This is a genomic window from Mycobacterium sp. THU-M104 (genome assembly GCF_049197365.1).
Classification (GTDB): Bacteria; Actinomycetota; Actinomycetes; order Mycobacteriales; family Mycobacteriaceae; genus Mycobacterium.
In genome coordinates, this window is record NZ_JBMIOP010000259.1 from 17,291 (window position 1) to 29,007 (window position 11,717).

The following is an 11,717-nucleotide window of genomic DNA, read 5'->3' on the forward strand; positions in this document are numbered from 1 at the left end:
CCTACAGCGGGATGTTGTTGTGGCGGCCGCGGCGGGCCGGTGCCTGGGCCAGCGCCTCGGTGATCTTGCCGCGGGTGTGGGCGGGGTCGATCTTCTCGTCGACCACGCCGATCTCGATGGCGTTGTCGACGCCGCCGGCGATCCGTTCGTGCTCGGCGGCGAGTTCTTCGTGCAGCGCGTCACGCTCGTGCTCCGGCGTGGCGGCCAGTTTCTTCTTGTGCAGGATGCCGACGGCTGCCTTGGCGCCCATCACCGCGACCTCGGCGTCCGGCCACGCGAACACCTTCGTGGCACCCAGCGAACGCGAGTTCATCGCAATGTAAGCCCCGCCGTAGATCTTTCGGGTGACCAGCGTGACCCGAGGAACGGTGGCTTCGCCGAAGGCGTGCAGCAGCTTGGCGCCGCGGCGTACGACTCCGCCCCATTCCTGGTCCACTCCCGGCAGGTAGCCGGGCACGTCGACGATCACGATCAACGGGATGCCGAAAGCGTCGCACAGCCGCACGAAACGTGCCGCCTTCTCGGCGCTCTCGGAGTTCAGGCAGCCACCCAGCCGCAGCGGGTTGTTGGCCAGCACGCCGACGGTGCGCCCGGACAGTCGGCCCAGGCCGACCACCATCGACGGGGCCCATTTGGCCTGGAACTCGTCAAACGGCGCGTCGTCGTCGAGCAGGGCGGTGACCAGCGGGTGCACGTCGTAGGCGCGCCGGGGGGATTCCGGCAGCAGCGCATGCAGGTCGGTCTCGTGGGCCTCGGCCTTGCTGCGGTCGAAATGTCCCTGCTGGCAGAACAATCCGACCAGCCGACGGCCACGCTCGTAAGCGTCGAGTTCGTCGTCGGCGACGATGTGACATACCCCGGATTTCTTGTGGTGGGTGTCCGGGCCACCCAGCGACGCCATGTCGACGTCTTCACCGGTAACGCTGCGCACCACGTCGGGCCCGGTGACGAACACCCGGCTCTCCGGGGCCATCACGATGACGTCGGTCAGCGCTGGGCCGTAGGCTGCGCCGCCCGCGGCGAAACCGACCACGACGGAGACCTGCGGGATGTAGCCCGAAGCCCGGATCATCGCCTCGAACACCAATCCGACGGCGTGCAGGGCCCTTACGCCCTCGGCCAGCCGCGCACCGCCGGAGTGCCAGATGCCCACGATCGGGCTCTGCTCCTCGATGGCGGTGTTGTAGGCGTTGACGATGTGCGTGCAGCCCTCGAGTCCCATGGCGCCGCCCATGACGGTGCCGTCGGTGCAGAAGCCGATGGTACGCATGCCGTTCACGGTCCCCGCGGCGGCGAGGACACCCGAGCGGTCACGCTCGTGCAGCAACTGCACGCTGCCGTCGTCGAAGAACGTATTCAGACGCAGTAGCGGGTCGCGCGGGTCGAGCGATTCGCCAACCGCCTCGGGGGCCGTGATTGTCATCGCGTGTCTCCTGTTCCGGTGAGGCTCGGGGGCTGATGGCGCCGGGTCAGTACCGCCCGAACGCGATCGCGACGTTGTGTCCGCCGAATCCGAACGAGTTGTTGACGGCGTAGTTGTATTCACCGGGCCGGGGTTTGCCGGCCACCACGTCCAGGTCGATCTCGGGGTCGAGGTTTTCCAGGTTCAGTGTCGGGGGGACGATCTGGTCGCGCAACGCGAGCACGGTCAGGATCGATTCGACGGCACCCACGGCGCCGACCGAGTGGCCCAGCGCGGACTTGGGCGCGTACACCGCGGGCTTGTTACTGGGGCCCAGGGCGTTGTTGATGGCTCTGCTCTCGGCCAGGTCGCCGACCTGGGTGCCGGTCGCGTGGGCGTTGATGTGGTCGATGTCGCCAGGGGTCAGGCCCGCCAGTTGGATGGCCCGGGTGATCGCGTGCCCGGCGCGTTTGCCGTTGGGGTCCGGCGCCACCATGTGGAACCCGTCTGAGGTGATGCTGGCCCCCATGATGCGGGCCAGGATGTTCGCGCCGCGAGCCTTGGCGTGTTCCTCGGTCTCGATCGTCATGAGTGCGCCGGCCTCGCCGAACACGAAGCCGTCGCGGTCGCGGTCGAAGGGGCGGCACGCCCCGGGCGGGTCGTCGTTGTTGGTCGACAGCACGATGCGCATCGCGGCGAACGCGGCGATGGGCACGGCCTCGATCCTGGTCTCCACGCCGCCGCAGATCGCCATGTCGGCCTCACCGAGCACGATCTGCTGCCAGGCCCGCGCGATGGCCTCGCACCCGGACGCACACGCCGACACCGGCGTCATCACGCCGGCTTTCGCGTGTCTTTCGAGGCCGACCGCCGCGGCCGCGCCGTTGGGCATGTATTTCTGCACCCCCAACGGGGAGACGGCTTTGATTCCGCGAGCCCGCATGTCGTCGTAGCTGAAGACCATCTCCTCCGACGATCCCAGACCCGTGCCGATGGAGACGGTCAACCGGTTGGTGTCGACTTCGGGGTTGCCGGCGTTCTCCCACACCCGGCGGCCCAGGACGATGGACATCCTCTGCAGGTAGCCCGTGCGGCGCTGCTCGACGCGGGTCAGCTGGCTGTCGAACTCCTCTACGAGATGCCCGCCGATACGAACCGGTAGATTGAACTGCTCCACAAAGGGATCCTCGAGAATGCGGATACCGCTTTGGCTGTCCTGCAACAGCTTCCACGTGTTCTCCGCGTCGGGCGCCAGCGCGGTCGTCATGGCGACGCCGGTGACGACCACATTGGGAAATGCTTTACCGGTAACCAATTCGGTCATGGGTCTTGCGAACGTTCCTTCCATGCTTGTCCGGCTTCTCTTCGGGCCACGTGCGGGCCGCACCGTCGCCGGACGTCGTGCTCAGTATCGTCCGAACGCGAGGGCCACGTTGTGGCCGCCGAATCCGAACGAGTTGTTGATCGCGTAGCGGAATTCGCCGTAGCGAGGTTCGCCGGAGACAACGTCGAGGTCGATCTCGGGATCGGGGGTCTCGTAGTTGAGGGTTGGGGGTATGACGCCGTCCCGAAGGCTCAGTACCGTCAGAACCGACTCGAGGGCACCGACCGCACCGATGGAGTGGCCCAGCGCCGACTTGGGCGCATAAATGGCCGCATGCTCGCAGCCTGCGACCCGCAGAGCGTTGGCCTCCGCGGCGTCGCCGATCGGGGTCGCGGTCCCGTGTGCGTTGACGTGGTCGATGTCCGCCGGCGACAAGCCCGCCAGCTCCATCGACCGTGTCATCGCCCGGCCGGCGCGTACCCCGTCGGCCGCGGGCGCCACCATGTGGAAGGCGTCCGAGGTGATGCCGCCGCCCAGCAGCCGAGCCAGCGGCTTGGCGCCACGGGCCTTGGCGTGCTCTTCGGTCTCTATCAGCATGAGCGCCCCGGCCTCGCCGAACACGAATCCGTCGCGGTTCTTGTCGAACGGGCGCGAGGCACGCTCGGGCTCGTCGTTGCGGGTCGACATGGCCCGCATCATCGAGAAGGCCGCGATGGGCAGCGCCTCGATGGGGCCCTCGACACCGCCGCAGACGGCGACGTCCGCGTCACCCATGACGATCTGGCGCCACGCGTGGACGATCGCCTCAGAACCCGACGAACAGGCCGACACCGGGGCCATCACCCCGGCGCGGGCGCCGAGTTGCAGACCTACCACCGCTGCCGCACCGTTGGGCATGATCATCTGGACAGCCAGCGGCGACACCTTGCGGGGGCCGCCTTCGTTCATCAGGTCGTAGGTCTCGATGACGCGCTCGGCGCCGCCCAGGCCGGTGCCCACGACAACGGAGAATCGGTCCGGGTCGACCTCGGGGTTGCCTGCGGTCTCCCACAGCTGACCGCTGAGCAATTTGGCCATCCGCTGGACGTACGACATGCGTCGCAGGTCCAGCCTGCCCATGTGGATGTCGATAGGTTCCTTGAGGTGGCCACCGATCTTGACCGGCAAATCCCATTTGGTGACGAACTCGTCTTCGAGTACGCGGATGCCGCTCTCACCGCCCAACAAGCCCTTCCACGTGCTCTCGATGTCCGGCGCGATGGACGTCGTCGCCGTGACGGCGGTTACCACGACGTCCTTGAAAGGAGCGCCGCGGTAACCGCCATTGGCAGTGGAAGGGTTACTCACTTGCTGTCCGCTTCCAGCCTCGCCTGGACGTTGGCCACGGCGTCGGGGTTCTCGGTCTCGAGCTTGGAGCGCAGTGCCTCGGCGGCCTCGGGGTTCTCTTCCTCGAGCTTCTGGATGTAGGACACGACGTCACCGACGGTGCGCAGGCCGGCGAGGTCCTCGTCGGGGATCTTGACGCCGTACTTGTCCTCGGTCTGCACGGCGATCTCGACCATCGACAGCGAGTCGATGTCGAGGTCGTCGACGAACGACTTCTCCGGGGTGACCTCGGAGGGCTCGATACCGGTGACCTCTTCGATGATCTCGGCGATACCGGCAATGATTTCTTCCTGAGTGACGGCCACAGCCTATGTCCCTTCGTAATATGTTGTGTGGTAATCGAATTGAAGTGCTATGTGGTTGTACTGGCTTTGAAACTGGACGATCCGGCCCTCAGGGTTCGGTCAACGCGCCCAGGTCTGCGGGTGATTTGACGGCGCGGGCCGTAACTCCCCGAAGTTCACGCTTGGCGATACCGGTCAGAGTGCCCGCGGGCGGGAACTCCACGATCGCCTGCACGTCGTGCTCACGCAGCGTCTGCGTGCACAGGTCCCAGCGCACCGGTTGGGTGAGCTGGGCGACCAGCGTCTCCATCGCCTCGGCCGCCGTCCGCACCGGCTTCCCGTCGTAATTGGACAGCAGCGTGGCGGTGGGCTCCGACGTAACGATCGCGGCCGCCGCGGCGGCGTAGCCGTCGAGGGCCGATGCCATGTACCTGGTGTGGAACGCGCCGGCCACCCCGAGGGCGCGGACCCGAGCTTTGGCCGGCGGGTCTTCGGCGAGCTTTTCCAGCGCGGTCAGTGCGCCGGCGGCCACGATCTGGCCCGCCGCATTGCGGTTGGCGGGGAACAGGTCCAGCTGTTCGAGACGGGCCAGCACTTCGGCCTCATCCCCGCCGAGCACCGCGGACATGCCGGTGGGCTCGGAGGCGCACGCCTTGGCCATCTCGGCTCCCCGCGTGGCGGCCAGCGACACGGCGTCGTCACCGCTCATCACCCCGGCGATCGCGTAGGCCGCGATCTCGCCGACGGAGTGACCGGCCACGACAAGGTCAGCGTCGGTGAGCAATCCGCGCCCGATCAGTTCCTGGTGGGCCAGCAGCGTGGCCGCGACGATCAACGGCTGGGCCACCGCGGTGTCGGTGATCTCCTCGGAGGAGGCGGTGGTGCCCAGCCGCACGAGGTCAAGGCCGCTGGCCTTCGACCACAAAGCCAGCTGGTCAGCGGCGCCGGGCAGCTCGAGCCACGACAGCAGCATGCCCTCGGTCTGTGAACCCTGCCCGGGTGCAAGTAATGCGATCACATGTTTAAGAGAACACTGTGGAAACGGTTTTGGCGGGTGTAACACATTATGAACCTCGTCTTAGCTTTTTGTATGTTATCCACAAAACCGCTCGTGAAGCTACATTTTCGCCACCGTTCCGAGACGTGTCGGCTGAGTCACTATCGCTCGGGTGGCGGCGGCGCACCCGTCGTGACCGGCGGCGGAACCTGCGTCAGGGTGCTGCCGGCTACGCCGGCGGGGTGCGTGGGGTAGTTGAGCTGACCGACCGTCGCCGCCACGCGCAGCACATACGCGTCCCTGGGCTGGGTGGGATCGCGCCCGGTGAAATCGGTGATGCGCTTGAGGCGGTAGCGCACGGTGTTTGGATGAACGAACAACTTCCTGGCGCACGCCTCAATCGCGCCGCCACAATCCAGGTAGGCCTCGAGTGTTTCGATCAGCGTGGGCCCGGCGTCGGCCAGCGGCCTCATCACGTCGGTGTGCAACGCCACGATCGCCGAGGCGTCGCCCATCAGGGCGCGTTCGGGCAACAATTCGCGGGCTTGCACCGGCCGGGGCGCCCCGCTCCAGCCGGCGACCGCGTTCATCCCCGAGATCGCCTCGCTGGCGCTGTGGTAGGCCGCGGTCAGCATGGGCGCTGTGGGCCCGATGACCACCGGGCCGTCGGAAAACGCCTTCAGCAGGTCGCCGAGAAACTTGTCGGTGGGAGTGAGCTGGCCCGACACGATCGCGACCAGCCAGGTGCCGTGCACGTCGGTCAGGGCCGCGCGGCCGTGGTGGGCGGCGACATCGCGGACGTCCTGGCTGGCGCGCTCGCTGGCGGCCGGGCCGCTGGAGCCCGTCACGTCGGCGCGACCGGTCGCGGGGGTTCCGACGACGACCGTCGCCGGCGCGGTGGTGTCCCAGTTCAGGGCCGCCGCGCGGGACAGCAATGCGGGGCCGGTATCGCCGCGCACCACCGCGTCGACGACGCTGGCTTCCATGCGGCTGTCCCAGGTGCCGCGCGCTTCGGCCGCGTTCGCGTAGGCCGAGGCGGCGGTGAACGCCAGGTCTCGGCTGTACTTCAAGATGCCCACCGTCAGCGCGGTCAGCTGTTCTTCGGAGCGGGCCACCAACGGCACGACCTCTTCGAAGAAGTCCATCGTGACGCGCGCCATGTCCACGCTGTCGCGCAACGCGATCCGGTGGGCGAGGTCCTGGGGCACCAGTTCGAAGGCCTGAGCGGTGTGGCTGACGTCGCTGTGCGGGTCCTGCATCCACTCGACGAAGTTGTTGATGGCCGTCTGCACCACCAGGGCCATGCTGGCCCGCTGGGAGGCCTCCAGGTCGGCGAAGAACGGCAACCGTTCCTGCATGACATTGACCGCCTCGGTCGCCAGCCGGCCGGAATACTGCTTGAGCCGCCGCAGCAGGGAGTCCGGGACGGTGTCCAGCAGTTCCAGCGGCGACCGGGGGTGCTTGGCAAACGGACCGGCGAAGGCGTTGTCATTCACCCCTGAAACCTACGCTGATTTTCTGGTCGTTCTTGCCAAAGCGGGGGCGTGTGCCCTCAGGCCACGCCGGGGTCCGACGTCTGCTGCGGGGCGGCTTGCACGTCGTCGATGCGGTACTCGCGGGCGGCGGCCACCGCCACCGACGGGTCGATCTCGCCGTCGCGCGCCAGCGCCTCGAGCACGGCGACCACCTGCGATTCGGCGTCGGTGTTGAAGACGCGGCGCGCCGCGGGGCGGGTGTCGGAGAAGCCGAACCCGTCGGTGCCCAGCGTCACATAGGTGCCCGGCACCCACGGCCGGATCTGCTCGGGGACTCCCCGCATCCAGTCCGACACGGCGACCACCGGCCCGGCGGCGCCGTCGAGGGCTTTGGTGACGTAGGGCGTCCCCGCAGGCCGGTCGGGGTGCAGCAGCCTGGTCTTCTCGACGGCCACGCCGTCGCGGTTCAGCTCGCCCCAACTGGTCACCGACCACACGTCGGCGGCGACGTCCCACCTCGCGGCCAGGATCTCCGCCGCCTTCAGCGCCCCGGGCATGGCGACACCGGAGGCCAGGATCTGGGCCTTGCTGGCGCGCCGTTCTGCGGCCGTGCGGTAACGGTAGATGCCCCGCAACACGCCCTCGGGATCGAAGTTGTCCGGCTCGGGCGGCTGGACGTAGGGCTCGTTGTAGAGGGTGATGTAGAAGTACACGTTCTCAGGGTCCGGCCCGAACATGCGGGCCAGCCCGCTTTCGACGATGTAGGCGATCTCGTAGGCGAACGCCGGGTCGTAGGACACCACCGCGGGATTGGTGGCGGCCAGCAGCAACGAGTGACCGTCGGCGTGCTGCAGGCCCTCCCCGGTCAGTGTCGTGCGGCCCGCGGTGGCCCCGAGCAGAAAGCCGCGGGTCATCTGGTCGGCCGCGGCCCACAACCCGTCGGCGGTGCGCTGGAACCCGAACATCGAATAGAAGATGTACAGCGGGATCATCGGCTCGTTGTGCGTCGCATACGACGTGCCGGCCGCGATGAACGACCCCACCGAACCCGCCTCGCTGATGCCCTCGTGCAGGATTTGCCCGACTTCGCTCTCCTTGTAGGCCAGCATCAGGTCGGCGTCCACCGCGGTGTACAGCTGGCCCAGGCGGTTGTAGATCTTCAGCGACGGGAACCACGAGTCCATGCCGAAGGTGCGCGCCTCGTCGGGAATGATCGGGACGATGCGCGGCCCGACCTCTTTGTCGCGCAGCACCTCCTTGAAGGTGCGCACCAATGCCATCGTGGTGGCGACCTCCTGGTTCCCGGAACCCTTCTTCAGTACGGCGTAGGTGTCGCGTCCGGGCAGCCGCAGCGCCTTGGTCTTCGTGCGGCGTTCGGGCAGGAAGCCGCCCAGCGTGCGGCGCCGGTCGAGCAGGTAGCGGATCTCCGGAGCATCGGGACCGGGGTGGTAGTAGGGCGGCAGGTAGGGGTCCTCGTCCAGCTGGGCGTCGCTGATCGGGATCCGCATGGAGTCGCGGAACCACTTGAGGTCCTCCAGCGCCAGCTTTTTCATCTGGTGGGTGGCGTTGCGGCCCTGGAAGTGCGCGCCCAGCGAGTAGCCCTTGATGGTCTTGGCCAGGATCACCGTCGGCTGGCCCTGGTGCTCGACGGCGGCGCGGTAGGCGGCGTAGACCTTGCGGTAGTCGTGGCCGCCGCGCTTGAGGTTCCAGATCTCGGAGTCGCTCATGTTCGCCACCAATTCCTTGGTGCGCGGGTCGCGGCCGAAGAAGTGCTCGCGCACGTAACCGCCGTCGTTGGCCTTGTAGGTCTGGTAGTCGCCGTCGGGTGTGGTGTTCATCAGGTTCACCAGCGCGCCGTCGCGGTCGGCGTGCAGCAGCGCGTCCCACTCGCGGCCCCACACCACCTTGATGACGTTCCAGCCGGCCCCGCGGAAGAACGACTCCAGCTCCTGGATGATCTTGCCGTTGCCGCGCACCGGGCCGTCGAGGCGCTGCAGGTTGCAGTTGATCACGAAGGTCAGATTGTCTAATCCCTCGATAGCACCGATGTGCAGCAATCCCCGGCTTTCCGGTTCGTCCATCTCGCCGTCGCCCAAAAAGCACCACACGTGCTGGTCGGAGGTGTCCTTGAGGCCGCGATCGTGCAGGTAGTGGTTGAAGCGGGCCTGATAGATGGCGTTGAGCGGGCCCAGGCCCATCGACACCGTCGGGAACTCCCAGAAGTCGGGCATCAGCCGCGGATGCGGGTAGGAGGGCAGCCCGCCGCCCGGGTGGCTGTGCTCCTGGCGGAAGCCGTCGAGCTGTTCGGCGCTCAGGCGGCCCTCCAGGAATGCCCGTGCGTAGATGCCGGGGGAGGCGTGGCCCTGGATGAACACCTGGTCGCCGCCGCCGGGATGCGACTTGCCGCGGAAGAAGTGGTTGAACCCGACCTCGTAGAGCGCCGCCGACGACGCGTAGGTCGAAATATGGCCGCCCACTCCGATTCCGGGCCGCTGGGCGCGATGCACCATGATGGCCGCGTTCCACCTGATCCAGGCCCGGTAGCGGCGCTCGACGTCCTCGTCGCCGGGAAACCACGGTTCCAGCTCGGTCGGGATGGTGTTGACGTAGTCGGTGGACGTCAGCGCCGGGATGGCGACCCGCTGCTCGCCGGCCCGTTCCAGCAGCCGCAACATGAGGTAGCGCGCCCGCGCCGGGCCCGAGCGTTCCAGCAACTGGTCAAAGGACTCCAGCCACTCCGAGGTCTCCTCGGGGTCGATGTCGGGCAAATACGACGCCACACCTTCGCGGATCACCCGAACCCGGTCGCGTTCGCTTGCGCTGCTTGGGTTTTTCGCCAGATCATGACGCGCGAACTCGGTGGTCAACGCACTGCTCCTGTGGTTTGCGGGATAACTGCCTTCGCGGTGCATCGCACCCGACCCCTCTATCGTGCCGCACCGACGGTCGGTGCGGGAACCCGCGGCCCGTCCGCCGCGATCCGGTGCGTCGGGAGCCTGGCGAACGTCGTCACCCGGTAACGTCAGCAGCCGTGCTCATCGGATGGCGCGGGGTCCCTCGCGCGCGCGGGGGCGACCTGCGCAGACGGGGCGCCCTGGCGCTGGGCTGCGCGGCGGCGGCCCTCATGGGCGTGCTTGGCCTGCTGGCGGGGTGCACCATCGTCACCAACGGCACGGCGACGCCCGACACCAGACTGGCCCCCGCCTACCGGCAGTCGGTGTCGGCATCGGTGTCGGCCTCCGAGGCGACGTCGAGCAGCCGGGAGTCCCAGCGGCAGCAGTCGCTGACGACCAGAGCGATCCGCAGCTCGTGCGATTCGCTCGCCACCGCCAGCAAAGACGCGATCGACAAGGTGAACGAGTTCGTGGCCGCGTTCAACGGGGGCCGCAGTACCGGCCCGGCCGAGGGGCCGGCCGTCGAGGCGCTCAACGACAGTGCCTCGAAGGTCCTCAACAGCCTCAACGATGCGCTCTCGCCGCAGCTCAAAGACGCGTTCAACGCCTACGCCGACGCGGCGCACGCGGTCGCGAACGCCATCGGGACCCACGCGCCGACCGGCGAGTTCAACAGGCGGGTCGACCGGCTCAACGACGCGAAGACCAAAGCACTGAAACTGTGCCTGGCGTCGTTCTGACAAGACCCTGTCCAGGCGGTTCCCCGGACATCACCTGAGTGGCCGTAGAGCCCCGATCCTGGCTGTGCGACGATAATCTCCATCGCACGGCGCGAACGATTACAAGGAGGCTCCACGGTGGTCGCGGCGGATCACGCTCGCAAACTGGGCATCCAAAGAGACCACGTCGTCCAGGAGTGGGGCTGGGACGAAGACACCGACGACGACATCCGCGCCTCCGTCGAGGAGGCGTGCGGCAGTGAATTGCTCGACGAGGACACCGACGAGGTCGTCGATGTCGTGCTGCTGTGGTGGCGCGACGGCGACGGGGATCTGGTGGACACCCTGATGGATGCGATCAGCCCGCTGGCCGAGGACGGCGTGATCTGGGTGCTGACGCCCAAGACGGGCAGACCCGGGCATGTGCTGCCCGCCGACATCGCCGAGGCGGCGCCCACCGCGGGCCTGATGCCGACCTCGTCGGTCAATCTCGGGGACTGGGCCGCCAGCCAGCTGGTTCAGCCCAAGTCCCGGGCCGGGAAGCGGTGATGCTGCCGCTCGGAGCCGCCGCCCCCGAGTTCACGTTGCGTGACCAGAATCAGCAGCGCGTGAGCCTCAGCGGCTACCGCGGCGGCAAGAACGTGCTGCTGGTGTTCTTCCCGCTGGCGTTCACCGGGATCTGCCAGGGCGAGCTGGATCAGCTCCGCGACCACCTGCCCGACTTCGAGAACGACGACCGCGCGGTGCTGGCCATTTCGGTGGGCCCGCCGCCCACCCACAAGATTTGGGCGATCCAGAGTGGTTTCCTGTTCCCGGTGCTCTCGGATTTCTGGCCGCACGGCGAGGTCAGCCAGGCCTACGGCGTGTTCAACGACGAGGCCGGCTACTCCAATCGGGGCACGTTCGTCGTCGATCGGTCGGGGATCATCCGGTTCGCAGAGATGAAGGAGCCCGGCGAGGCGCGCGACCAGCGACTCTGGGCAGAAGCACTGGCGGCTTTGGCGGATTGAGGATCGGGCGAGTGCACCCTCGCCGATTTTGGGCACTTGCCCTCGGGGCGTGTAACCTGCCCCGGCGGGCATGGGGCGCGTAGCTCAGTGGTAGAGCTCTGGTTTTACACACCAGCGGTCGGCGGTTCGATACCGTCCGCGCCCACCAGCGCGATGCGACGATGACGAGGGGCGGTGAGGCCGTGCAACCGTTCCGCATCGACATTTCCGACGATGTCCTGCAGGA

At 67.7% G+C, this 11,717-nt stretch carries 10 protein-coding genes and 1 tRNA gene; 4 read left to right on the forward strand and 7 right to left on the reverse strand.

Going from position 1 to position 11,717, the window contains the following annotated elements; all coding sequences use genetic code 11:
* Position 1: 1 nt before the first annotated feature.
* From ACOJVU_RS18910 to aceE, 7 genes are all read right to left on the reverse strand, one after another.
* Positions 2–1,423, reverse strand: coding sequence for an acyl-CoA carboxylase subunit beta (locus ACOJVU_RS18910; protein ID WP_421531172.1), 1,422 nt, complete (start codon positions 1,421–1,423; stop codon positions 2–4).
* A gap of 46 nt (positions 1,424–1,469) precedes the next feature.
* Positions 1,470–2,726, reverse strand: coding sequence for a 3-oxoacyl-ACP synthase KasB (gene kasB / locus ACOJVU_RS18915; protein WP_421531173.1), 1,257 nt, complete (start codon positions 2,724–2,726; stop codon positions 1,470–1,472).
* Positions 2,727–2,807: 81 nt separating this feature from the next.
* Positions 2,808–4,073, reverse strand: coding sequence for a 3-oxoacyl-ACP synthase KasA (gene kasA, locus ACOJVU_RS18920; protein ID WP_421531174.1), 1,266 nt, complete (start codon positions 4,071–4,073; stop codon positions 2,808–2,810).
* A complete protein-coding gene (acpM, locus tag ACOJVU_RS18925) occupies positions 4,070–4,417 on the reverse strand; it encodes a meromycolate extension acyl carrier protein AcpM (RefSeq protein ID WP_421531175.1) in 348 nt (115 codons plus the stop codon). The genes kasA and acpM overlap by 4 nt, the downstream gene beginning before the upstream one ends.
* 88 nt (positions 4,418–4,505) lie before the next feature.
* Entirely contained in the window at positions 4,506–5,414 is a 909-nt protein-coding gene (locus tag ACOJVU_RS18930; RefSeq protein ID WP_421531176.1) for an ACP S-malonyltransferase, read from the reverse strand.
* A gap of 140 nt (positions 5,415–5,554) precedes the next feature.
* The gene (locus ACOJVU_RS18935; RefSeq protein ID WP_421531177.1) at positions 5,555–6,889 is read right to left on the reverse strand and encodes a PucR family transcriptional regulator; all 1,335 of its coding nucleotides are present in this window, start codon (positions 6,887–6,889) and stop codon (positions 5,555–5,557) included.
* Positions 6,890–6,945: 56 nt separating this feature from the next.
* Positions 6,946–9,735: a pyruvate dehydrogenase (acetyl-transferring), homodimeric type gene (gene aceE, locus ACOJVU_RS18940; protein ID WP_421531178.1), complete on the reverse strand. Its 2,790-nt coding sequence runs from the start codon at positions 9,733–9,735 to the stop codon at positions 6,946–6,948.
* Positions 9,736–9,899: 164 nt separating this feature from the next.
* Here aceE and ACOJVU_RS18945 point away from each other — a divergent pair, with 164 nt between their 5' ends.
* The 4 genes from ACOJVU_RS18945 (at position 9,900) to ACOJVU_RS18960 (ending at position 11,639) form a co-directional block, all read left to right on the forward strand.
* Positions 9,900–10,502: a hypothetical protein gene (locus tag ACOJVU_RS18945; protein ID WP_421531179.1), complete on the forward strand. Its 603-nt coding sequence runs from the start codon at positions 9,900–9,902 to the stop codon at positions 10,500–10,502.
* Between the two features lie 117 nt (positions 10,503–10,619).
* A complete protein-coding gene (locus ACOJVU_RS18950) occupies positions 10,620–11,030 on the forward strand; it encodes a DUF3052 domain-containing protein (protein ID WP_421531180.1) in 411 nt (136 codons plus the stop codon).
* Positions 11,030–11,491, forward strand: coding sequence for a peroxiredoxin (locus ACOJVU_RS18955; RefSeq protein ID WP_421531181.1), 462 nt, complete (start codon positions 11,030–11,032; stop codon positions 11,489–11,491). Before ACOJVU_RS18950 ends, ACOJVU_RS18955 begins: the two co-directional genes overlap by 1 nt.
* Positions 11,492–11,564: 73 nt before the next feature.
* Positions 11,565–11,639 (forward strand) — tRNA-Val (locus tag ACOJVU_RS18960).
* The last annotated feature ends 78 nt before the right edge of the window (positions 11,640–11,717 follow it).

Bases quoted from the DNA above. Each gene is read 5' to 3' on its own strand.
- ACOJVU_RS18910 (WP_421531172.1), bottom strand. From the start codon at position 1,423: ATGACAATCACGGCCCCCGAGGCGGTTGGCGAATCGCTCGACCCGCGC.
- kasB (WP_421531173.1), bottom strand. From the start codon at position 2,726: ATGACCGAATTGGTTACCGGTAAAGCATTTCCCAATGTGGTCGTCACC.
- ACOJVU_RS18955 (WP_421531181.1), top strand. From the start codon at position 11,030: ATGCTGCCGCTCGGAGCCGCCGCCCCCGAGTTCACGTTGCGTGACCAG.